The organism is Ruegeria sp. BB7 (assembly GCF_056539365.1).
Map to the genome: position 1 here is coordinate 23225 of NZ_JBQFUV010000017.1, position 22397 is coordinate 45621.

Genomic DNA, 22397 nt, shown 5'->3' on the forward strand with positions numbered 1-22397 from the left:
GGCCCATATCAGTTGACGCCCGGATGCATGGCCTGAGCCATTTTCGAGATCGCTTCGATATTGGCCGGCCCCGGTGTCAGCTCTTCGTAGCGCAAACCGATCCAGCGCTCGTTTTTCACGGCGTCGGTCAGGGACATAACCGGGTGTTCCTGAAGGAACTTGAAGGTATCGGCCGCCCCATTACCGGTCTGATAGTCCAAAAGCACCAGGAATTCCGGGTTTGATGCAGCCACGGATTCCCACGACGTGCGGCCCCAGCTGGTTTCCATGTCATGAGTTACGTTTTCGCCGCCAGCTGCTGTAATCATCGCGTCGGGAATAGCGAACTTACCAGCGGTGAAGGGCGCATCTGCGGGACCATCCAGCAAGAAGACACGTGGTTTCGGCAATTCCGCGGTTTGGGCCTCAATGGCTGCCAGTTCGTCTTTCCAGCCGCTCACCAATTCCTCGGCCTTGTCTTCGACATGCATCACCTTGCCCAGACGCAGAACGTCGTCGAACAACAGGTCCATGCTGGCCTCGGGGCGGTCCTTATCCAGATGCACGCAGCTTTCCGTCAGGATCATGGTTTTGATGCCAAAGGGTTCCAGCGTGTCCGGGGTGACGTCACCACCCGGCTTCATGCCATAGTACCAACCGGCGAAAAACAAGTCTGGCGCAACCGCGACAAGGTTTTCAACCGTCGGGTATTTTGGCGCAAGCTCGGGGATGTCACCGCGAAGCGTATCAAACTCAGGGCTGGTCTTGTACCAACCTGTGATGCCGGTCAGACCGACAATCTTGTCCTGCAAACCCAAAGCAAAAGCCATATCGGTCATGTTCATGTCATGCACAACCAGACGCTCGGGCTGGGTTTCGAACACCAGCGGCTCGCCGCAATTATCGACTGTTACTTCATTTGCAGATGCGCCGCCTGCAATGGCAGTGGCAAGTGCCACGGACCAGATGTGCTTCATTTTGAGGAGGTTCCTTTGTCTAGTTTGAAACAGTTGTTTTTCGGATATCCAGCGCCGGGATAACACGGCCTTCGTGGTGGAAGCTTAGGTAGTCGACACCGAAAGTCTCACGTACATGTTCGGGCGTCAGAACCTCGTCCACAGGGCCAAAACTGGTAAGCCGGGATGACTTCATCAACGCCACATGAGTAGCGAATTCAGGGATCATGACCAAATCGTGGACGATCATCACCACGGTGATCCCCAACTCGGCAACCAGAGACAGCATCCGTCCCTTGGCATCCGGGTCCAGATGGTTGGTCGGCTCGTCCAAAAACAGCAATGAGGGGTTCTGCGCCAAGGCACGCGCAATATGCGCCCGCTGACGCTCACCCCCAGACAGGACAGCCATTTTTTTATCCGCAAGAGCGCCCAGACCGGTCAGCCGCAAAATTCTCGACAATTCCGTAGCATGTTCATCGGTCGAGCGATCGGATCGAATCGGAATTTGACCAAGAGCAACGTAGTCCCGCAATGCCAACCTTCCGTCCGGGTATTCCTGCTGGCTGACGACTGCGATTTTTCGTGCGCGTTCAACTGCCGACATCTGCCGAAGACTGCGCCCTTTGACCAGAACATCCCCCAGCGCCAGATCCACTGCGCCGCACAAAAGGTTCAGAAGCGTAGTCTTACCAGCACCGTTTGGCCCGGCGATGGCCAGAATGGCCCCCTCATCTAACTCAAAAGATGCCTGCTGCAGCAAGGCGTCACCATTGAGGGCATGATATGCAAGATCCCGGGCAACCAAGAAGGATGAGGAATTCATCGACACTCCCCTAACTCAAGCCGCGGCAGCCGAGACAACGTCTTTTCGAATAACTGTGGTGGCCTGTCTGTTGCGCTGGTCCACCCATCTTCGCTGAGGCGAAATTGCCCGGCGAATTCAGCCAAAGCTTTGATGTCCTGTTCCGTTTCAATGTCACCGAACAGATATTGCGCCTTTCCTGATGCCTGAAACCCAACAGTCGTTGGGTGTGCACAACCCGCCATGCACGCGATTTTGCGCAGTGCAAAACCCGAAGGCAGCTTCGCAGCCAATGCCTGGCACAATGCGTCTGCGTTGTCTTCGCCTTTGCAGGTCGAACAAATCAGCAGGAAATGATCAGGTGTATCCAACATTACCCACTCCACTTGTTGCCAAGCGCAAGCAGAAGGTGCCGATCATGTAAACACGCATGAAACGTGCCATCAAAGCCTCCTTCCAGGACGCCCCGCCCCGGGTTGGTTAAAACACTTGATGGCAGGTCTCCTGACTTGCGGGTCGATGCTTGGCCGTCCTTCCCGACCTTCTGGGTCAGTGGGTATTTGGCGTCGCTCACCGCTTACAGTTGCGGGGGCAGTCACGGACTTGGTGCCAGTCGGCCAACCTCACCGTATTCCCTTTTCACCCCGCTTTAGCACCCGCGGGGACCATCTGGGGAACGAGTGCCCGAGAACTGGAGTTGGGTCAAATGGTTTTTCCAGACTGCAATCAGTTTCTGTGCCGGTTAAACGCAATGGTCGTTCTCACGTCCCACAATCATCAACACTATACATCCGGTTCTTCTCTCAGTATGGACAGCGCTTCGACGTTGATCCGTCTGTTGGACGCTCTGAGGGTGGCCGCAGCACCCAAAAGAGCCGAACCATGAAACAGACAATTTCAGATGCCCTTTCGCGCAAAGGGTATACCACACTGACTCCAGTCCAAGAGGCCGTATCAGACCCAGAACTTAAGGGCCGGGACTTGCTGGTCTCGGCTCAGACCGGATCAGGCAAGACTATAGGTTTCGGTCTGGCCATCGCATCCACAATTTTGGGCGAGGCAGAAGTATTTGACACCAGCGGGGCGCCCTTGGCGCTGGTTATCGCCCCAACACGCGAGCTTGCTATGCAGGTCAAGCGAGAGCTTGGTTGGCTTTACGCAGATGCAGGTGCCTTCATTACTTCCTGTGTCGGCGGCATGGATATGCGCGATGAACGCCGTGCACTGGCCCGTGGTGCGCATATCGTTGTAGCGACACCGGGGCGCCTGCGCGATCACATCATGCGCGGCTCGATCGACCTGACAGCGGTGCGTGCGGTGGTGCTGGACGAGGCCGACGAAATGCTCGACCTTGGGTTCCGTGAGGATCTGGAGTTCATCCTCGAAGAAACACCGACGGACCGGCAGACCCTGCTGTTTTCAGCCACAGTCCCACGCGCCATTGCAAATCTTGCCACCCGGTACCAGCAGAATGCTGAACGTGTCAGCACCGTCAGTGAACGGACCCAGCACGCCGACATCGAATACCGGGCAATGAAAGTGGCCCCTCGTGATGGGGAAAACGCGATCATCAATGTCTTGCGGTACTACGAGGCCCCAAACGCCATCGTGTTTTGCAACACCCGCGCCATGGTGGGTCGCTTGACGGCCCGGTTGTCAAACCGTGGATTTTCGGTTGTAGCCCTCTCAGGAGAGCTGACGCAAAGCGAGCGTTCGAATGCCCTGCAAGCGATGCGCGACGGGCGCGCCCGGGTCTGTGTCGCAACAGATGTCGCGGCACGAGGGATTGATCTGCCGAATTTGGATCTTGTGATCCATGCTGAACTGCCCAACAGCCATGAAACCCTTCTGCACCGATCTGGTCGGACCGGACGTGCCGGGCGCAAAGGTGTCAGCACTCTGATCGTTGCTCCGAGTTCGGTCAAAAAAGCCGAACGGCTTTTGAAATTCGCCAAACTTACCGCCCAATGGGGCGCGGCACCGTCGGCTGACGAAGTCAATGCACAGGATTTGGCGCGGATGTTCGGTTCTGATGACTGGGAGGCAGACATTGCCGACAGCGAGCGCGCGTCGGTGGATGAACTGGTGGCGAAGTTCACGCCAGAGCAACTTGCTGCCGCATATGTCCGGCAATACAAAGGCCAACATTCCGCGCCCGAAGAGTTGAGCGACGTGGCTACAGCTGCGCCAAGGTCACAGGCAGATTTTGGGCCGAGCGTGTGGTTCTCATTGTCTGAGGGGCGCAATCAAAATGCGTCTCCACGTTATCTTCTGCCAATGGTGTGTAAGGCCGGGAATATCACCAAGGCCGATATTGGCGCGATCCGCATCGCAGAGGACGTGACCTACATAGAAATACGTGAAAGCAGCGTACCCGGTTTCTTGAAGGCCATCGGACCAGATATGAAGGTCGAACGCACGAAAGACATCGTAAGGTTGGAGACAGCACCCGATCTTTCAAAATCTGGTAAGTCGGGTCCAAAGCGCGGCACAAAAGGCAAAAGAAGCCCGGCAAAAGCCGAGGGAAAACCGCCTCGCCTTGTTGAGCCGCAACCTGCCAAACCGCGACAGAAGAAAGCTGTAGCGCGGCCCGAAAAAACGGAAAAAAATGCCAAGCCTAACCGTGATGACACCAATCGCACTGGACAGGCCAAGAAACCAAATCGAAAAAACGCCAGCGACCGTCCAAAAGGTCCACCACCACCAAAAGGCAAGCCAAATAGCAAGAAAAATCGCGCTCGTGCGGCCATGTCGAAAAAAGGTGGTAATGCAGTGCCAGTTCGCAAGAAGTAAGCTTTAATCTTTGAGAGACCGGAGCCAGCGGACTGGCTTCGCCTTGACAGAACCGCCCCGTTAGTGTCGGGCTCATCTTGCCGGAATCGGACCCTTCAAGGCACTTACCCAAAAGCAATTAGGGAAGACGCGCGTCTGACGCGCGTCAAACCTACTTCCTGACATCCGACTGCTTAAACCAAAGCAACCGGACTGTTTCAGAGATCATAACCAACCGCAAAATATATTGAACGCGCCAAATCCCCAAAGCCTGGCGGAGATTTAGGTCAGGATCCTTCCGCATCTTCTTGAAGATCCGAAACGAAGGAATCAGTTTCTGAATTGGAGGAACATAGTTTAATGCTCCGCGTCGGGCATTTCGGCGAATTCTTGCGCCCTCGATGCGGCGCACTTTTGTAGCAAATTCCTGCAAATTACCCCGGGCAGGATGTTGGACAATCGCGTCGGCGGCAAAAACTATCGGCTCGCCAGCAGCTGTTGCGCGGTCATTCCATTCCATATCGCCACCCGACAACACTTCACCATTGAACAAACCGATCCGATCAAACATGTAACGACGTGCAATGAGATTGGCCGTAACGGCGCGACCACGTTCTACCCATTTCTTTTGCTCAAGGCAGAAATGGTAGTCGTACAATTCAACCGATGTCCATTCGGGGCCATTGGGTACAAGCACGACGTCGCCGCCAAATCGGCCGATATCTGGATGGTCCTGTGCGATACGCAAGCCGCTTTCCACGTATTCCGGAACAGGAAGACAATCTGAATCTGTGAAAAACAATAGCTTGGCCTGCGCTGCGGCGATCCCTCTGTTTCGAGCGGCATATGAGCCAGGCTTATCTTCTGTAAGTACCTGAGCATTTGAAGGAAGTCGAAAGTCTTCCGGCGTGGGATCCGAGGGCGCATTGTTCACCACAATGATCTCAAACCTTTCCGCCCCAACAGTTTGAGAAGCGAGGCAATCCAGACAGGACTGCAATTTGTCCCAGCTATAGTAAGTTGGAATGATAATTGATGCGTCCATATCCGTTCCTGCAATCAAGGTTCCGCAGAGGAGTTCTAATATTGCGAGAAGATGCGTCGCCGTCGATTGTGAACCTAGAAGTGGCCACACATTCTCTTGATAGATAAGTGTTCACTCAGAATGAGCTGAATTGGAATACTGGTGATCGTACAAGGCACGAAATGCACCGTCATTTTCAAGCAACTCGCTGGCGCTTCCTTTTTCGACAACCTCGCCAGCCTCAATCACCGCGATCTGGTCAGCGTGAAGGATTGTGGATAGACGATGCGCAACAATAATCGTCGTCCGCCCGGCAGTCAGCCTCTGGAAGGCCTCTTGCACAAGGTGTTCAGACTTGGAATCAAGTGCGCTTGTCGGCTCGTCCAGCAACAAAATAGGACTGTCCCGCAACAAGGCGCGTGCAATTGCCAGGCGTTGCTTTTGCCCACCAGACAAGAATGCTCCGTTTTCACCTACGAGCGTGTCAAACCCATTTTCCAGATTTGTGATGAAGTCGTAAGCATTGGCCGCTTTTGCCACCTCGATGACTTCCTCTAGTGAAGCCCCTTCCCTGCCAAGCCGGATGTTGTCGGCAATAGATGCTGAGAACAAAAACGTTTCCTGGCCAACAAACGACGTGTTCGCGCGTAAGCTTTTAAATGAAGCATACTTAACGTCCTGGCCATCAATTGTAACCTGCCCGCTTTGCGGATCGTATAGCCGAAGCGCAAGGTTTAGAATGGTTGACTTGCCCCCTCCGGACAAACCGACCAACGCTGTGGTTTTCCCGGCTTCGAAAGTCAAAGAAAGGTTTTTAAGTATGGGCTCGCTGTTACGATAGCCGAATGTGACATTGTCAAACTTGACCTCCCTTGGACCAAGAGGCAGCACTTGCGGATCTTCCTCTTCTGCCAAGGTTTCAGGTTGATCCAGTAGATTGAACAGCATTCTCACCCGCCGCAATCCAAGCTCAAGTTTAACGCGAACACGAGACAGTCTTTTGGCCGGCTCATACGCCATCATCAATGCAGTCACAAAAGACATCAACTCACCGGGTGTAGAGCCACCGGAACCGAATATGTTGGCCGCGCTCAGCCCGATGACCGACGCAATGGCAAAGCCCGCGAGGATATCCATCAGTGGGCTGGTTGCAGCTTGCAGACGCGCTAGTTTATTTCGGCGCTTCTCAACACTTTTGACCGACTCGTTCATGCGATTGGCCATCCGCTCTTCCAGCCCAAATGACTTGATGACCCGGATACCCGCGGACGTTTCCTGGATCACTTGCATGATCGCCCCAAGAGATTGCATCTCCATGTCGGCAATCTCACGCACTCTTCGCAACAACTTACGAACACCCCAGATCGCAAGCGGACCAATCACCAAAGTAAAAAGCGACAAAAGCGGTTGCTGATAAAACATAACTGCCAGCAGCCCGACTAAGCTGAGCGTGTCGCGAACCGCTGTGGTAACGATAATCTCAATAACCTGGCGAGCTGCTTGGGCGGATTGGGTAACCCTCGTCAGAAGGTTTGAGCTTTCAGTAAGGTTAAAAAAAGACACGCCCTGACGCAGCAATTTATCATAGAGCTTTATCTGTTGACGCGAAACAATCCGGTTACCTGCACGCGTCAACGCCACAACCTGTACATAGGTTGCAACCCCTTTGACTAAGAATATCACAAAAACTGCAATCGAAACGCCCAAGACCTGTGACGCATTATCCGCTTCGAACAATGAATCCACGACATCTCTCATGATCCACGCGACAGCGGCGGTCGTACCTGCAACTAAAACCATTGCAATGATCGCAATGATGTAAAGAGGCATCTGAGATCGTAGGTTTTCCCTCAGCAGCCGCCATAAGATGGAATCGTTCAGCGTCGCCGCGATTTTCAGTTTTGTTTTTTGCAAAGCAAAATTCCAACCTGTCTGAAGTGCCGTATACCTGATTGAATTCAGGCTACGATGCAACCCGGTTTACTTGCGCATGCCCTTAGCTGGACGACGCTCAAAGTTTTTTCTCATTATCTGTAACCTGATTTGGCTATTCAGGTGCTCACCGCAGCTTTATCGGCAATGAGACTATCTGCCAGATCCGTGGCTATTTGGGGTTCGGATGTACAGTTTCAACAGCCGCACAGCTTTTTTCGCTAGTGGAATGCACCGAGCACGATAGATAAATCGGTTCCGATCCGCCCCTTCTGAACAGTTTGAACAATTCCTTATCGGCCAATTCAGGCGTTGTTAAAGCAACAGGGCTAGCCGAATACGTCGTTTGGGGCAAAAGCTTTAAGAAGCGTTATTTCTCAAGAGCTTCTTGTACATTTGCGGAACTGATTGCGCGACCTGAGTATCGGAGCAGCCTAGACCTACGGGATCTGTTTTACACGTCTTCAATTGTACCGGCACCAGATACTACGAACGCGCAAGTGACCTTGGTCACATTTAGGGAAAGGCATTGAATTTTGCGCTTTGCAATTATCGGCACAGGCTATGTCGGATTGGTTTCATGGGTGTATTTTTCGGATTTTGGCCATGACGTGGTCTGCGTCGAAAATTCAGAACGGTTCGAAAGCTTCAAGTTGACAATCTACTGATCTAGGAGCCTGGCCTGGATGTGTTGACGGCCTTGTCGGCAACAAGGTTTTGCACGCAGGACCCGGTTACGTCGGTTCGTGTTTCCCTAAAGATACCGCCGCCCCGGCCCGGATCGCACAGGAAAATGCGTTTCCAATGCAGATCACCGAAACGGTTATTCGCTTAAATGACAGTGTGAAGAAGCGGATGATCGAGAAAATCAGAGAAGCCAGCGAAGACAGTTTCAACGGCAAGACAGTGTCAGTGCTGGGAGTAACCTTCAAACCCAACACTGACGACATGCGTGAGGCACCTTCCCTGACAATCGTCCCCGCGCTGGTCGATGGCGGAGCCAAAGTAAGGGTAGTCGACCCGCAGCGTCGGACCGAGGGTGAGGAACTGTTAACCGGCGTGAAATGGTGCGACGATCCCTATCTGGCAGCTCAGGGCGCAGATGCCGTCGTGTTGCTAACCGAGTGGAACGAGTTCCGTGCCCTTAACCTTAGTGATTTGACCAAAACCATGGATCGCCCAATGATGGTAGATCTCAGGAACATCAACTCTCAAGGCAGTGCTCAAAAAGCCGGGTTTGAAACTTATGTTGGCATTGGGCGCTGATCGCACCTTAGAACCCTAGAATTCTTCTCAAACGCCAGTATTTTAGCGGATGCCACAAAACACCGGCGCAGCCGTATTAAAACGAGAGGTTTTTGCAATCCCCATGGATCGTCGTTCATCTCATTTAAAGATCACAGTCGCGGTCCTGACCAGGCAGCGTCCGGACATGCTATCGAGCTTACTGAAAAGCTGGGGCGAAATGATTCTTCCAGAAAACTGTTCTGTCCGTTGCCTTGTGGTCGAAAATGACTCCGCGCCGAACAGCGAAGCTGCGGTTCGTGCATATGGAGATACCCTGCCGAATGGTGCGCTTCTTTCCTATGCGCTAGAGACGGAGCCCGGCATCCCATTTGGCCGAAATTGTGCCGCCCGCATAGCGATCGCTCAAGAGTCTGATCTGCTCTGCTTTATCGATGATGACGAAACTGTGGCTTCGGATTGGCTGGATCGCTTGATAGCGGGATACAGGGCCAGCTCGGCCGTTCTTTTGGGCGCGCCATTGCGGGCCGCACCGCCTTCGGGAAAAGAAACCGCACTGCAGCGGTTGATGCTGAGCAACATCAAACATCGGTATCTGACAAAAGAGAAGGCAGCGTCCAAGCGGGCCACGCTGGAAGATACTGGAGGAGTGACAATCGTTACCAACAACTGGCTGGGGGAAACTCGGCTGTTCACCGATCACGACATCTGGTTCGACGAAACGATGCGGATGACAGGTGGAACTGATGCCAAGTTTTACGCCGAAACAGTCGCCGCAGGACTAGCGACCGGCTGGGTAAACGACGCGTTTGTTTATGAATACATACCAGCCGAACGACTGTCTTTCTGGTATCAGGCGGCGCGTGGCCGAGATCAGGCCAACACACATATGCGCAGAAAGATGGAACAGCGACCGGTCAAAGCGTTGATACATATCGCCACTGCGCCCCTACGAATAATCGTACTGGCAGCCTTGGTCATTTTGCTTCCCTTCCAGCCACAGAAAAGACTGATCGAGATAGCCCGTACCGCAGGATGGCTCGTCGGCGTTCTGGGCATCCCCTTCGGCTATAAGTCTTCGCTTTACAAGAAAGTCAGTGGCCACTGAAAATTTCCTAAGCGACCGACTTACTTCGACCAGAGATACAATCAGTAGCGACAGATGCGTTTTGGGTCGAGCATTAAACTTCGGGAGCCAGGTGCATTGAGCTTCTCCGACAAAGCTGAAGCACAGTCATGAAAAGGCACTAAGGACCGAATTCACTGTGCACGAAGCTGTCGCGCTCCGATTGCATTTTGATGAGCACGGCACACTTTTCCAGGAAAAACACAATACTGCGCGACCGCGACGAAAATTAGGTGGTTAACCATTGAACTCAGGCCGGCTTGGGCGCCACGCCAAACCCTGCAATTGAACAATCGCCATGAGTAAACATACCAGCCCCTTGCAATACTCGATGTAAAGACCACAAAATTGCAGGGATCTAACTTTGCTTGCCTTCTGCCTCAGCAATATATTTGGCGCGAGGATTGGCATTCACGCCTTCCAGCATCTTCAAAACTTCGGCCTTCCAGCCCGCCTTGATCTTCAGCGCCAATTGAGACGGCGGTCGGTGATTAGGTTCGAGAAGCGCATATTCATATCTGAGTGGTTCTTTGAAGGGTACAAACGCAACCTTTCCGTTGGACAGATTCATTTCGTGTTCGGTTGCCACAGTTAGAGGATCCACAATCGAACAGCACTGACCAGAGCTTACAAATGGAATAAGCGGGAGAAAGTACTGGCAGGTTACCGTAGGGTTGTAGTCAGCGCATGCATCCTGAAACTCTCGCCGAATTTTTTTTTGGAATGGATGCGTTGCATGCAATCCCCCCATTGGCACCCCGTCCAAGTCGGAAATTGTCAAGCTTGTGCAAGAGGCAAGCGGGCTTTCACGATCCACAGCACAAAAACAGTCTGCCCGGATCAATTCGGCTGAATACTGCGGCTCTCTTCCTACCGAGTACTCAAAATCTGCAAAACCGAAATCGATGTTCTGCGTCCCCGCAAGCTCCATGATTTGAGGTGAACTGCGCGTGGACAGCGTAATGCGAATCTCGGGGTTTTCACCGACCGATTGACTAATAAAACGCGGGAATAAAAAGGCGGATGGTCCGGGCATTGTGGCAATGTTAAGACTGCCGGAATGGCCCTTGATCAACCCCTCCATCGTGTTTGAAATCGTCGAGAGACGATCCAGTATACCTGTGGTTTCGGCCAAAAGATAATGCGCTTCGGGAACGGGGACCAACCGGCGCCCTTTACGCTCGAAAAGCGTCAGGCCCAACGACTTTTCCAGGTTCTTCAATGCCAAACTGATCGCCGGCTGTGTGCGGTTCAGTTTCCTCGCGGTTTGAGAGATGGAGCCTGTCTCCATCACCTCGCGAAAAACGGTAAGTTGAGTAAGGTTCATGATCTCTACATAAGCTATGCTTTAGTTTAGTTAAATATAACAAATTTGTATTTATGCAAATTACCACTAGGCTTGCATGATCTAAATTCGGCCAAACCGAATCTGACGATCCAACAAGGGAGACGATGATGAATTTTGTGAAATGCTTGACTGGTCTGGCATTGGCAAGCGTGCTTGCAGCGCCTGCATTGGCGCAGGACCCGACCTTTTTCCGCATCGGAACAGGCGGCGCCGGCGGCACCTACTTCCCCATTGGCGGGACCATTGCAAACGGTATTTCCGCCCCTCCGGGCTCGCGCCCATGTGAAGAAGGTGGCCAGTGCGGCGTTCCGGGTCTGATTGCGATTGCACAATCCACCACCGCATCGGTTTTCAACAACGCCGCCGTGCAAAATGGAGAACTTGAGGCCGGACTGGCCGCTGCCGACGTTACCCGCTCGATGTATCTGGGCGAAGGCAAGTTTGAGGGTAAACCGCACCCGAAACTGCGTATCGTGGCAAACCTGTTCCCCGAAGACCTGCACCTTGTTCTGCCTGCCGACGCTACGATCAACGATCTGGGTGATCTGGAAGGCAAGCGCGTAGGCATCGCGCAGGCGGGGTCGGGCACACAAGTTGCCGTGCTGCAAATGCTGGACGCCTGGGGCGTCAACCGTGACAACATGGACGAAGCCGAACTGAACAATAGCCAAAGCGCCGAGCGCCTGGCCGACGGTCAGTTGGATGCCTATTTCTATGCCGCAGGCTGGCCGGTTGCCGCTATGGTGCAGCTGTCCTCGACCAAGGGCATGAACCTGCATTCCTTCAGCGACGAAGATCTGGCCAAGATCAACGAGATCATTCCGGCCTATATCCCTTCGGTCATTCCGGGCGGAGTGTATGAAGGCATCGACGGCGAAACCAAAACACCTGCGGTCAGCGCGATGCTGGTTGTCTCTTCCGACTTGTCGGATGATCTGGTCTATCAGTTGACCAAGGCCCTGTGGAACGACAACACCCGCAAGCTGCTGGATAACGGCCACGCTAAAGGCAAGCAAATCACGGCCGACACGGCCTTGAACGGCGTTGAAGCGCTGGGTGTTCCGCTGCATCCGGGCGCCGAGAAGTTCTACAAAGAAGCTGGTCTTCTGCAGTAATCGTATCTCACCGTAACTTATCGTCCGGTGCCCCTATTGGGGCACCGCACACTTGAACTTTGCGAAATCAGGGGGCCATCATGTCCGAGACCCAGAAACTTGATGACCACGAACTGACGGCCGAAGAACTTGCGGCCATCGAAGAACAGTTCGACGAAGGTGCCGCTGTCCGGCAGGTCACTCCAACCACCGGCAAGGTTCTGCGCGTTGTCGCTCTGATCTTTGCATTCTATGAATTCTTTACCGCCGGATTTGGCCTGCCTGCCGACCACTGGCACATGGGCATCTATCTGGCCCTGCTGTTTATTCTGGTCTATGCCACCATACCGATCATAGGCTCCAAAAGCCTTTATGCTCTCAAGGTCAGCCGGTTCCGGATCGGCAATATCCCTCTTTACGATCTGGTGTTCATGGCGCTTGGCATCATCGCTGCGTTGTACGTCGGCGTCGCCTGGCGGGGCATCCCGTTCCTGGGGATTGAGGAACAGACGTTCCGTATGGGCAACCCCAATGGCTATGACGTCTTTCTAGGCGTGATCATCATCCTTCTGGTGCTGGACATCGCGCGCCGAACACTGGGCTGGGTACTGCCGCTGATCATCTGTGTGTTTATCTCTTACGCACTGCTGGGGCCGTATTTCCCCGGCTTGCTGCAACATCCGGGTGTGAACTTCAAAACCTTCGTGTCGTCTATGTATTTCCCGCAGGAAGGCATCTATGGCGTCACGCTCTGGGTTGTTTCCACCATCGTCTTTCATTTCGTCCTGTTCGGCGTCATCGCTCAACGCACCGGACTGGGGCAACTGTTCATCGACAACGCAACGATTTTGGCGGGGCGCTATACTGGCGGTCCGGCAAAAGTGTCGGTGGTATCCTCGGCCTTCTTCGGCACGATCTCGGGCTCTTCGGTGGCCAACACCGTTTCGACCGGCGCGCTGACAATTCCCAACATGAAGCGCCTTGGATATCCCGGCCATTTTGCGGGCGGGGTCGAGGCCGCGTCCTCGGCTGGTGGCCAGATCACGCCGCCGATCATGGGCGCTGCGGCGTTTATCATGGCCGAGTTCCTTGAGGTCCCGTACACCACAATCGTGATCGCGGCTATCTTTCCGGCACTTCTGCACTACGTCGGTGTCTTTGCCGTCGTACACCTGATGGCGCGCAAACTGGACCTGAAGGGTCTGACCAAAGACCAACTGCCGCAACTCAAGGCCGTCTGGGCTGAGGGGTGGGCCAACATTGTACCTTTGATTGGTCTGCTGGTGGTTCTGTTCACCGGTTATACACCATTCATGTCGGCCTTCTGCGGTATCTCGCTGGCGGTGATTGCGGGTATGTCTCGTATCAAACAGCCACCGACTTTGATTTACGCAGCGGCATTCCTGACCTTTGTCCTTTGGAAATTCTCGGATGGCGGGTTCGACCTAACCATGACCGCGATTCTCTGTGCCTTATCGGTAGTTGCGACGTTGAATCCGCAAAAACGGATCGAAGTGCCCGAGATGCTGCAAGCGGTTGAACTGGGTGTGAAATACTCGCTGGCCGTTGGTGCCGCAGCTGCTGCAGTGGGCATCGTGGTCGGCGTGATCAACACCACCGGCATCGGCTTCCGCATCGGATTCATGGTGACGCAGGGCGCAGGTAATCTGGCATCGGATCTTTACAACATGATCTCGTTCGGCAGCTTCCAGCTGTTTGCGATGGAAGATCTGCAGCTGTTCATCTCGCTGGTCTTCATTGCCATCGTCTGCATCCTGATGGGCGCGGGCATTCCGACAACCGCACTTTACATCATGCTGGTCTCAGTGGCGCAGCCCGCGCTGGCGCAACTGGGTGTTCCGCCGATCGCAAGCCACCTGTTCGTGCTCTACTATGGTGTGGTGTCCGAGATTACGCCACCAGTCTGTACCTCGGCCTATGCTGCGGCGGCGATTGCCAACTCGAACCCGTTCCGAACCGGATTGTCGGCCTTTACACTGGGCTTGGGCAAGGTGATCGCACCGATGGCCTTTGTCTATGCGCCGGTCCTGCTGTTCGTGTCGTCCACCGGGTTCAATCTGTGGGAGTTCACATATACCGCAACCAGCTGCATTGCAGGGGTTATCGCACTATCCGCCGCAGTGGTCGGATATTGGCTGAAGCCGCTGAACATTGTGTCCCGCATCCTGATGGCTGTCGCAGGCATAATCTTTGTGGCGCCAAGCCTGACGGCCGATCTGATCGCGCTGGCTGTGGCCTCACCGGTTATTGTAACCCAGTTGATCGCCCGCAATCGCAGCCACTCCCCGGCCTGACAGGATGACCGAGCAAGTTACCATCATCGGCGCAGGGATCGTCGGCATCTGTTGCGCACTGTCCCTGCAAGAGCGAGGCATCCCGGTCCGACTAGTGGACCGGGGTGAACCGGGGCAGGAAACATCGTTCGGGAATGCAGGCGTGGTGTCCCCCTGGTCAATCATTCCGCAGGCGGTTCCGGGCATTTGGAAGAAACTTCCACAAATGTTGTTGGACCCCAAAAGCGCGCTTTCAGTCCGGGCGTCCTTCTGGCCAAAAATGATCCCGTGGGGGCTGCGCTTTTTGGGTAAGTCCGGCGAAAAAACTGTTCGCGAAGTTTCAGATGCGATGGAACTTTTATGTCGCCCATCCATCGACCTGTACCGTCGGCATCTGCAAGGTACTGAACACGAAAACCTGATAACTGACAGCTACTATATCCACGCGTTCCGCAACCCGGAACATGCCGATCTAGACGAGCTTGGTTATCTGATCCGCCGGGAAAAGGGCGGCGAGCTGGAGCGTATAGACAGCGCTGAGTTACGGCGTCTTGAGCCGGCACTGTCAAAAGACTTTAAGGCCGCAATTGTGATCAAAGGTCAGGCAAGGGCTACCTCACCGGGGCGATTGGGTGCCGTTCTGGCCGAAAAAGTACGCGCGCAAGGGGCCGAAGTCGTTCGGACTGAAGTCACCAAGCTGACCCGCGCTGAAGATGGTGGATGGCAGATTGGCACGTCGCAAGAGACGCTGCATGCGCACCATGTCGTGCTTGCCGCCGGGGTGTGGTCCGCTGACTTGCTTAAACCGCTGGGACTGCCCGTGCCGCTTGTGGCCGAGCGTGGTTATCATGTTGAATTCCCGACCCCCTCTGCCGTGCTGAACAACTCAATCATGGATGTGGACGCTAAGGTGGTTGCAAGTTCGATGCAATGTGGCCTGAGGGTGGCTGGCACGGCAGAATTTGGTGGCATCGACGCGCCACCTGATCCGCGCAAGGAAAAGATACTGACGGATCAGGCCAAATCGCTGGTGCCCGACCTTGATACAGACGGAGTTCAGTTCTGGATGGGAAGGCGCCCTTCATTTCCCGACAGTTTGCCCGCAATCGGACCAGTTAGTGGCCAAGACGGGCTGTTCACGGCTTTTGGGCATTCTCATTACGGGTTGATGATGGCTCCGAAAACTGGCGAGCTTGTCGCGGATCTTGTGTCCGATCGCAGACCAAACATCGATCTGGCCCCGTTTTCGCTGGCTCGGTTTTGAACCTCCAACCCGAAAGGACCTGACACAATGCCGGTTTACAATGGCGGCCAAAATATCTGCGGAGCTTCGATCGGGGTATTGTGCCTTGAAAGTTATTTCCCGAAACCTCCGGGGCACATCAAGAACCCGTCCAGCCTGCCGTTTCCGGTGCTTTACGAGATGATCGACGGCGTCACCATCCCTAAGCTTTTGAACAATCCTACGCTGGAATTGCTGGCCCCATTTATCAAAGGCGCGCAGCGGCTTGAGGCTGAGGGTGTGCGCGCCATTACCGGAAGCTGCGGTTTTCTGGCCCTGTTTCAAAAGGAATTGTCGGCGGCTGTTTCTGTCCCGGTCTTCGCATCCAGCCTGATCCAAGTTCCCCTCGCCTTCCATATGACTGGCGCCAATGCTCCGGTGGGTATCCTGACCGCTAATGCTTCAGCACTAACGCCAAAACATTTCGAAGGTGTCGGAGCGGCCGGTATACCCGTCGCGGTGCAAGGATTGGAGGACACCAGTGAGTTCGCTGACGTAATCTTGCGAAACACACGGACCCGCATGGACACCGATTTGATCGAAGCCGAAGTTCTGGAGGCCGCGCGCCAACTAAAACACAAGGCACCGGACATTCGCTCTCTGGTGCTGGAGTGCACCGATTTGCCACCATATGCCGGGCGACTTCAAGAAGAATTGCAACTCCCAATCTTTGACCTGACGACGCTGGCGCAGATGGCGCATTCCGTTGCAACGCGTAAGGCTTATGACGGAATTATGCCTTGGGCCTAAAAAGGACAGCGCGGGACAAGATATTCAGTGTCGAATTTGCATGGACGCCAACCTGAAACTCGGAATACTGATAACCTTGCAATAGGGAACTGCGGCCATGGGGGATAGAAGTGTCCGTTGACCTTTCCATCCTGATGGTTGCCATCGGCCTCGGCGCAACGCTGCAAGTCGGCGTTGGTATAGGGTTCAGCATTATCGCCGGGCCGCCGATGATGATCCTGCTTGGCACCTCGACCGCAGTTCCCGTGCTGCTTTTGTTGAACACCCTTGTTTCAGCAGTCGCGACCGACCGGCACGTATTGAAAACAGAAAGTCAGACAATACGCACCGCGATCATTGGATGCCTTGTCGGCGTTGTTGCGGGCCTCGCCGTCTATCCTTTGTTGAGCGAGGCGTTCGTCCTTATGCTGACAGCTAGCCTGCTGATGATCGGTGTGATTACGACCTTACTGCCTTTGCACCGCTCAATTGGAACGGTGGGGTTTTCAACTGTTTCGGGATTGTCCGGACTGGCAACCGTTTGGGCGGCAACACCCGGCCCCCTGATGGTATTTGGGCTGATTGCGAAGGGTCGCTCGGTCAAGGACGTTGCAAAGCTGGTCCAACCCATTGCTTTGGTAGCCTACGGTATCGCATTTTTGTTGCACAGCCTGTCAGAGGCGCAGGCTTTCTCATATGGTCCGCAACTATGGGTCTTCGTCGCGCTCACACTGATTGGCAGCTTACTCGGACGCGCCATAGGCCCCTGCCTGCCACAGTCACTCGTCAAAACAGCCATCCGCGTGGTGTCTTTGATCGCCTGCTTCGTTCTCTTTCACCGCGCATTTACGATGGCATAACCTCGAAGGTCACAAGATGGCACGAAAAGACAATTTGGACAGATTTCCACGTGCCCAACTCATGTCGGGCCCAACTCCATTGGAGAGACTGGACAGGCTGTCTGCAGAGTTGGGTATAGATCTCTGGCTGAAACGCGACGATCTCACCGGGCTTGGGTTTGGTGGGAACAAAACACGTCAGCTTGAGTTCTACTTTGGAGATGCGCTTCAGCAAGGTGCAGACACGATACTGATCACTGGCGCAGTCCAGTCCAATTTTGTTCGCTCTGCCGCCGCCGCAGCGGCCAAACTGGGAATGCAATCCGTGTTGCAACTTGAAGAGCGCGTGCCGGATATGGGCGAGGCGTATTACAGTTCCGGCAACGTATTGTTGGCAAAAATCCTGGGCGCCGAGCACATGAGCTATCCCGAGGGCGAGGACGAAACCGGCGCAGATGCCGCGTTGCACGCGCGCGCCGAGGAACTGAAATCTCAAGGACGTACGCCCTACGTCATTCACCTGGGATTAAACCACCCCCCTTTGGGTGCCTTGGGCTATGTCGTCGGCGGACAAGAACTGTGCCATCAAATGCCAGATTTCGATGCGGTCATCGTCCCTTCGGGTAGTGGCGCCACGCATGGAGGATTATTGACCGGGGTAGCACTGGCAGAAAGTGACTCGTCTGTTTTTGGGGTCTGCGTGCGCCGCGATCGCGACAAGCAACGGGCCCGCATGACCACCGTTCTGCAGAAACTGGCGGATTTACTGGGCATCGACGCAGCACCCTTGCTGAACAGGATCAACGTTTTGGATGAAGCACTGCCCCCCGGATATGGCAAACTCAGTGAAATGACCCGTGCTGCTTTGGAAAAAATGGCCCGCACCGAGGGAATATTCCTTGATCCCGTCTATTCCGCGAAAACCTTCGCGGGGTTGTTGCATCTTGTAAACACAGGAGAAATCCAACCCGGGCAAAAAGTTGTAATGCTGCACACAGGTGGACTGCCTGCACTTTTCGGGTACCAAAACGAGTTGGCAAGCGACCTACCATAAAACCACCCAAAACCACCGTAATATCCACTAACAGAAAAGACTCGAAACATGACTATCACCCGTATCGAAACCGGCCAACGCATGAGCCGGATCGTCAAGCACAACGGCGTTGCCTACCTCTGCGGTCAGACATCAGACGCACCTACAGTGGCAGAACAAACAAGCGATATCCTTGCCAAGGTAGAAGATCTGCTGACCAAAGCAGGCAGCGACAAGACACGTATTTTGAAATGTGAAATCTGGCTGGCCGAAATGGCAGACTTTGCCGAGATGAACGCCGTTTGGGACGCCTGGGTGCCCGAAGGCCACGCACCTGCCCGCGCCTGCGGAGAATCCAAGCTCGCCCGTGACGTTTTGAAGGTCGAAATGATCGTGACGGCCGCCTACGACTAACCAACTCTGACTACAATTAACGCAGCCCCTCGGCCTTCGCATTCTCTACTGTTTATAGTGATTTCCGAGGGGCAAGTGCGTTAAATTCTTCTCATAACCTCTGCACGACAAGTGGTCAGCACAGGCAAATGATCACCTCCTTTTGGAAATGGCTACCTGTGAACGACATTGTGCTAGTCTCTGGCGCTACGAAACCATTGCCTCGATTCTGGTGAGTGTCGCCGTACTTACAGGGACTCCATCTGTACGGGCTCTCACTCGCTTGGCGCGACGCCCGTCCCCAGGCAAATGAGCGCCTTCCTGCGCTCGGATCGCATCTACCAGACCAGAGACTCCGGCCTCAAACGCATTGGGCGCGGTTGCACCGGGATCAATCGCGATAAAGAACTGGCCGGTTTTCGGCGGCCCCCCTGCAGTTCCGGAAAACGGCGAGGCATTGATACCCAGCGTGGCACCGGTCAGGGCCGCAGCCAAAAGCTCGACCAACACTGCGACACCGACACCCTTGTATCCGCCAGATGGCGCCATTGAGCCCTTAAGGCCAACCTCTGGATCAGTGGTTGGATTGCCGTCGGCATCCAGTGCCCAGCCAACAGGGATCGGTTTGCCTTCGCGCGCATGCTTCATAACTTCGCTTTTGGCGATGGTGCTGGCACTTTGGTCGATCAGCAGAGCAGGTTCACCATCAACGCCGGGTGTGGCGATCGAAAACGGGTTGGTGCCAACGACAGGATTTGACCCCCCGGACGGCGCGATCGAGGCGGGCGCATTGGTAAACCCCAGACCAACCAGTCCGGCCTGAGCCAGTCGGTAAGTATGGTAGCCCAAAACACCGCAATTATAACTGTTCCGGATCGCCAAAACCGCCACACCCTGTTCGCGGGCTGCAGGGATCAAGGCGTCGAACCCTTTATCAATGGCAGAATGCGCAAATCCGGTTGCGGCGTCCACGGCAACAACGCCTGGTTTTGGACGTGACAGAATGGGCTCTGCCAGACCATCAACCTTGCCGCACTGCACGTGTTCACAATAGATCGGAATATAAGCGAGCCCGTGGCTTGCGACGCCGTCCGCCTCGGTTGCCGCCGTAGCCTGAGCCAGCGGACGCGCGTTGGCTTCGGATGTGCCAGCCGCCACCAGCGCGCGGAAGGACAGATCTTCGATTTCGGCGAGGGTCAGGGTACGTGTATCAGTCACTTGAATGTCTCTCAGTCATTGTCGGAAAGCCCTGCCCCTGCACCCAGCAGGCGGGATTCCTCAGTTGCGGGGGCATAGGTGCGATGGGCGAAATGGTTCAGCACATCCCAGTCTTCAAGCGCGGGATACGCGCGCGTGTGCCGCGTGCGAGACCCTTCCGGCGAGGCGCTTCGTGATACGACGACCCTTTGGGCTGTATCTGGCAAAGTGTCGGGGGCCATCAGGCGATCGCCATCCGTCACTACCTGTACGCCGTCGATTTCAACCGTCAGTGCCTCTTGCAAAAAGCGCGCCGCATTGGACACAAACGGCAACAATAGCGCGGGCATTGTGACGTTCTGCATCTCGATCGGATTTGTCTTCAGTAAGTGAACGCTGTCGGACAACAACGATCCTGCGGACAAGGGGCACAGATCATCCTCGGCATTCCACGGACATTCGATTTGCGAGGGACGATGAGTGGCTAGGTTCAACGTCAAACCACGCTCTAATAAGCGAGCCAGGGTTCCGGCACCATCCAACCCTTGCATACAAAGCCAGCGGGTCGCTTTCGACGCCTCTTCGGCCTGCCCCCAGGAATAGCCCGCGCCGCGGGTGGCCCGCTTGGCGGTTGCTTCCATTTCATTCAGTGAAAAACTCATACCGGAACCTGCGGATAGACCCAGAAATCTGCATTTTCAGAGGTCAGCTCTTCGGGATAGGGCGCACCGGAATACATGCAGATCCGCACCCAGCGATCCGAACGCGGATCGAAATGGGTCGCGCCAAAGAAGGACAGCTTTGCCCGTAACATGTCGATCGGCAACACCGCAGACCCAATCGTGTTGTCACGGATTTCACCATAAGGCGCATTGCGGCTCATTTGCACGCGGCGGAGGGTGTGGCGGTGTTCAGGACAAAGTAACAGGAATTCGGCCACGGTCCGGGAATCGTCCCACTCACCCATCAGGGTATAGGCTGCGATTGCATCCCGTGCGGGGGCCAAAGGCTGTTCATACTCAGCAATGGGTTCTTCGAACCGCTCACCCATTCGGGGTTCAAGCTTTTCTTCGGACACATACCAGGCCCGGGCGCAGTTTTCGCGGGCCTCCCAGTCCAATTCCAGTGCCCAACCATGTGTGTTTCGGATCAATTCACGCGCCTGTCCGATCGACATCGTCCCGTCGATCACAAATGCCTGCGCTTGGCTGTCCGCCATACATGTCGCCAACCCGTCGACGAGCTCTCCGTAGGGTTCCAGTATCAGTGAGGCCAGAAATTCCTGCCCCTCCGTGCTGAGTGCGGTTTCCGACCAGGTCATCAACCGGTTCCACGGAAAGGCATCAGGCTGGGCATGTGTATCCAGGTAGTCTGAAAGCGTGTCCAAGTCAGCCGTCAGTGCCGCCAGTTTTTCGACCTGAATGGGATGTTGCGATCGCCACCATGAAATCGACAATTGGCTGCGTTGGAACAGCTCTCGGAACTGGTCAACCTCGGATTCGCTGGCGGTTTCCAATGACCTGACACGCGCAATTGCTTCTTCCCGCGCCATGATCCAGTTGTTGAACAGAACAGGGTGGTTGACGATGAATGGCGCCATACCAAGACCTGTGGAATTACCAATCCCAAGCCAGCGAGCAATATCAGGGTCCAGTTTTACAGTCCTGCTCCCGCCTTTGGCGTCCGCCATATGTTGCACTAAATCTCGCACAAAGGTTCGGGTCAGAAAGACCGACAGCATCTCAACCTGAAAAGGTGCATTTACCTCTGGACGATCCGCGACTTTCTCGCGATCTGCCGCGCCGAACTTGCCCGAGCCATAGACGGCTGTTGTGCGCATCAGGTAACCGACTTGATAAATCTGCTCTAAATCCGGCTGCTGCCCCGCGGCCAGTGCATCCACGACATGCGTCCAAAGCCGCACAGAGCGGTTTGCGCGCGACAAAGACAGCTCGCTTTCGCTGATGCGCCCCGCCTCTTGCAGGGGCACATTTTTCGAAAGACGCTCGATATCGGCCTCAGCCGGGATGCCATCGAACAAAGCGAAGGTGGCATCCCACGCATCAGCGATAACCCGATCCGAACGCTTCTCCGGTGGCAAATCATGCGCAAAAGCCACAAGCGAATAGGCCCGTTCCGGCCCATGAGCTGTGTAGACCGCGCAACCGACTCCCTTGGCATCGATGTCAAACTTGGGACGTGAGAACGACCAGTTTTCCCGGGCCATCCGACGCGTCAACTGTCGCATGAAACTAAGCCGACACTGGTGCAATGACCCTAGCCGAGAAAGCCGCATTACAGTGGCTGGGTCTCGCCTTTCGATCTGTGTCTGCGCCTTTAAATCCATTT

19 protein-coding genes, 1 pseudogene and 1 riboswitch are annotated in these 22397 nt (G+C 54.8%); of the genes and pseudogenes, 11 read left to right on the plus strand and 9 right to left on the minus strand.

Annotated elements, in window-relative coordinates:
• Positions 1-8 precede the first annotated feature (8 nt).
• Genes ACR0D7_RS17500 through ACR0D7_RS17510 form a run of 3 tightly spaced genes read right to left on the minus strand, consistent with a single transcriptional unit; the run spans position 9 to position 2114 of the window.
• Entirely contained in the window at positions 9-956 is a 948-nt protein-coding gene (locus ACR0D7_RS17500; protein WP_480680169.1) for an ABC transporter substrate-binding protein, read from the minus strand.
• A 19-nt stretch (positions 957-975) separates the two neighbouring features.
• Positions 976-1761: an ABC transporter ATP-binding protein gene (locus ACR0D7_RS17505; protein ID WP_480680170.1), complete on the minus strand. Its 786-nt coding sequence runs from the start codon at positions 1759-1761 to the stop codon at positions 976-978.
• Complete coding sequence (locus ACR0D7_RS17510; RefSeq protein WP_480680171.1) at positions 1758-2114, minus strand: DUF1636 family protein; 357 nt, start codon at positions 2112-2114, stop codon at positions 1758-1760. The genes ACR0D7_RS17505 and ACR0D7_RS17510 overlap by 4 nt, the downstream gene beginning before the upstream one ends.
• 103 nt (positions 2115-2217) lie before the next feature.
• Positions 2218-2425, minus strand: a riboswitch (cobalamin riboswitch).
• A gap of 197 nt (positions 2426-2622) precedes the next feature.
• Between ACR0D7_RS17510 and ACR0D7_RS17515 the strand changes: the two genes are divergently transcribed.
• Complete coding sequence (locus ACR0D7_RS17515; protein WP_480680172.1) at positions 2623-4533, plus strand: DEAD/DEAH box helicase; 1911 nt, start codon at positions 2623-2625, stop codon at positions 4531-4533.
• A 151-nt stretch (positions 4534-4684) separates the two neighbouring features.
• Here ACR0D7_RS17515 and ACR0D7_RS17520 read toward each other — a convergent pair whose 3' ends face one another.
• The gene (locus ACR0D7_RS17520; RefSeq protein WP_480680173.1) at positions 4685-5557 is read right to left on the minus strand and encodes a glycosyltransferase family 2 protein; all 873 of its coding nucleotides are present in this window, start codon (positions 5555-5557) and stop codon (positions 4685-4687) included.
• Positions 5558-5668: 111 nt separating this feature from the next.
• Positions 5669-7450 (minus strand): ABC transporter ATP-binding protein, encoded by a 1782-nt coding sequence (locus ACR0D7_RS17525; protein ID WP_480680174.1) that lies wholly within the window; start codon positions 7448-7450, stop codon positions 5669-5671.
• 554 nt (positions 7451-8004) lie between these two features.
• Between ACR0D7_RS17525 and ACR0D7_RS17530 the strand changes: the two genes are divergently transcribed.
• The 3 genes and pseudogenes from ACR0D7_RS17530 (at position 8005) to ACR0D7_RS17540 (ending at position 9821) form a co-directional block, all read left to right on the plus strand.
• A complete protein-coding gene (locus ACR0D7_RS17530; protein WP_480680176.1) occupies positions 8005-8136 on the plus strand; it encodes an NAD-binding protein in 132 nt (43 codons plus the stop codon).
• Positions 8137-8158: 22 nt separating this feature from the next.
• A pseudogene (locus tag ACR0D7_RS17535) lies at positions 8159-8734 on the plus strand (UDP binding domain-containing protein); the annotation flags it as partial.
• A 103-nt stretch (positions 8735-8837) separates the two neighbouring features.
• The gene (locus ACR0D7_RS17540) at positions 8838-9821 is read left to right on the plus strand and encodes a glycosyltransferase (protein ID WP_480680177.1); all 984 of its coding nucleotides are present in this window, start codon (positions 8838-8840) and stop codon (positions 9819-9821) included.
• Positions 9822-10197: 376 nt separating this feature from the next.
• Here ACR0D7_RS17540 and ACR0D7_RS17545 read toward each other — a convergent pair whose 3' ends face one another.
• Complete coding sequence (locus tag ACR0D7_RS17545; RefSeq protein WP_480680178.1) at positions 10198-11166, minus strand: LysR family transcriptional regulator; 969 nt, start codon at positions 11164-11166, stop codon at positions 10198-10200.
• Between the two features lie 128 nt (positions 11167-11294).
• Between ACR0D7_RS17545 and ACR0D7_RS17550 the strand changes: the two genes are divergently transcribed.
• The 7 genes from ACR0D7_RS17550 to ACR0D7_RS17580 all read left to right on the plus strand — a co-directional run bounded on the left by ACR0D7_RS17550 (position 11295) and on the right by ACR0D7_RS17580 (position 18872).
• Positions 11295-12302 carry a TAXI family TRAP transporter solute-binding subunit gene (locus ACR0D7_RS17550; RefSeq protein ID WP_170384070.1) on the plus strand — a complete coding sequence of 336 codons (1008 nt, stop codon included), beginning with the start codon at positions 11295-11297 and terminating at the stop codon, positions 12300-12302.
• Between the two features lie 80 nt (positions 12303-12382).
• The gene (locus ACR0D7_RS17555) at positions 12383-14596 is read left to right on the plus strand and encodes a TRAP transporter permease (RefSeq protein WP_480680179.1); all 2214 of its coding nucleotides are present in this window, start codon (positions 12383-12385) and stop codon (positions 14594-14596) included.
• A gap of 4 nt (positions 14597-14600) precedes the next feature.
• Positions 14601-15839 (plus strand): NAD(P)/FAD-dependent oxidoreductase, encoded by a 1239-nt coding sequence (locus ACR0D7_RS17560; protein ID WP_480680180.1) that lies wholly within the window; start codon positions 14601-14603, stop codon positions 15837-15839.
• Between the two features lie 27 nt (positions 15840-15866).
• Positions 15867-16607, plus strand: coding sequence for an aspartate/glutamate racemase family protein (locus tag ACR0D7_RS17565; RefSeq protein ID WP_480680181.1), 741 nt, complete (start codon positions 15867-15869; stop codon positions 16605-16607).
• A 110-nt stretch (positions 16608-16717) separates the two neighbouring features.
• A complete protein-coding gene (locus tag ACR0D7_RS17570) occupies positions 16718-17446 on the plus strand; it encodes a hypothetical protein (RefSeq protein WP_480680182.1) in 729 nt (242 codons plus the stop codon).
• A gap of 16 nt (positions 17447-17462) precedes the next feature.
• Positions 17463-18479: a D-cysteine desulfhydrase family protein gene (locus ACR0D7_RS17575; RefSeq protein WP_480680183.1), complete on the plus strand. Its 1017-nt coding sequence runs from the start codon at positions 17463-17465 to the stop codon at positions 18477-18479.
• 48 nt (positions 18480-18527) lie between these two features.
• On the plus strand, positions 18528-18872 hold the full coding sequence (locus ACR0D7_RS17580; RefSeq protein ID WP_480680184.1) for a RidA family protein: 345 nt from the start codon (positions 18528-18530) through the stop codon (positions 18870-18872).
• Between the two features lie 186 nt (positions 18873-19058).
• On the opposite strand, the gene ACR0D7_RS17585 is transcribed toward ACR0D7_RS17580, so the two are convergent.
• The 3 genes from ACR0D7_RS17585 to ACR0D7_RS17595 are packed head-to-tail and all read right to left on the minus strand — an operon-like array spanning position 19059 to position 22395.
• Positions 19059-20069 carry an Ldh family oxidoreductase gene (locus ACR0D7_RS17585; RefSeq protein WP_480680185.1) on the minus strand — a complete coding sequence of 337 codons (1011 nt, stop codon included), beginning with the start codon at positions 20067-20069 and terminating at the stop codon, positions 19059-19061.
• Between the two features lie 11 nt (positions 20070-20080).
• Positions 20081-20710, minus strand: coding sequence for a DUF3726 domain-containing protein (locus tag ACR0D7_RS17590; RefSeq protein ID WP_480680186.1), 630 nt, complete (start codon positions 20708-20710; stop codon positions 20081-20083).
• On the minus strand, positions 20707-22395 hold the full coding sequence (locus tag ACR0D7_RS17595; RefSeq protein ID WP_480680187.1) for a hypothetical protein: 1689 nt from the start codon (positions 22393-22395) through the stop codon (positions 20707-20709). The genes ACR0D7_RS17590 and ACR0D7_RS17595 overlap by 4 nt, the downstream gene beginning before the upstream one ends.
• Between the last annotated feature and the right edge of the window lie 2 nt (positions 22396-22397).

Bases quoted from the DNA above. Each gene is read 5' to 3' on its own strand.
- ACR0D7_RS17515 (WP_480680172.1), top strand. From the start codon at position 2,623: ATGAAACAGACAATTTCAGATGCCCTTTCGCGCAAAGGGTATACCACA.
- ACR0D7_RS17575 (WP_480680183.1), top strand. From the start codon at position 17,463: ATGGCACGAAAAGACAATTTGGACAGATTTCCACGTGCCCAACTCATG.
- ACR0D7_RS17500 (WP_480680169.1), bottom strand. From the start codon at position 956: ATGAAGCACATCTGGTCCGTGGCACTTGCCACTGCCATTGCAGGCGGC.
- ACR0D7_RS17540 (WP_480680177.1), top strand. From the start codon at position 8,838: ATGGATCGTCGTTCATCTCATTTAAAGATCACAGTCGCGGTCCTGACC.
- ACR0D7_RS17590 (WP_480680186.1), bottom strand. From the start codon at position 20,710: ATGAGTTTTTCACTGAATGAAATGGAAGCAACCGCCAAGCGGGCCACC.
- ACR0D7_RS17545 (WP_480680178.1), bottom strand. From the start codon at position 11,166: ATGAACCTTACTCAACTTACCGTTTTTCGCGAGGTGATGGAGACAGGC.
- ACR0D7_RS17555 (WP_480680179.1), top strand. From the start codon at position 12,383: ATGTCCGAGACCCAGAAACTTGATGACCACGAACTGACGGCCGAAGAA.
- ACR0D7_RS17510 (WP_480680171.1), bottom strand. From the start codon at position 2,114: ATGTTGGATACACCTGATCATTTCCTGCTGATTTGTTCGACCTGCAAA.
- ACR0D7_RS17580 (WP_480680184.1), top strand. From the start codon at position 18,528: ATGACTATCACCCGTATCGAAACCGGCCAACGCATGAGCCGGATCGTC.
- ACR0D7_RS17505 (WP_480680170.1), bottom strand. From the start codon at position 1,761: ATGAATTCCTCATCCTTCTTGGTTGCCCGGGATCTTGCATATCATGCC.
- ACR0D7_RS17520 (WP_480680173.1), bottom strand. From the start codon at position 5,557: ATGGACGCATCAATTATCATTCCAACTTACTATAGCTGGGACAAATTG.
- ACR0D7_RS17550 (WP_170384070.1), top strand. From the start codon at position 11,295: ATGAATTTTGTGAAATGCTTGACTGGTCTGGCATTGGCAAGCGTGCTT.
- ACR0D7_RS17560 (WP_480680180.1), top strand. From the start codon at position 14,601: ATGACCGAGCAAGTTACCATCATCGGCGCAGGGATCGTCGGCATCTGT.
- ACR0D7_RS17565 (WP_480680181.1), top strand. From the start codon at position 15,867: ATGCCGGTTTACAATGGCGGCCAAAATATCTGCGGAGCTTCGATCGGG.
- ACR0D7_RS17595 (WP_480680187.1), bottom strand. From the start codon at position 22,395: ATGGATTTAAAGGCGCAGACACAGATCGAAAGGCGAGACCCAGCCACT.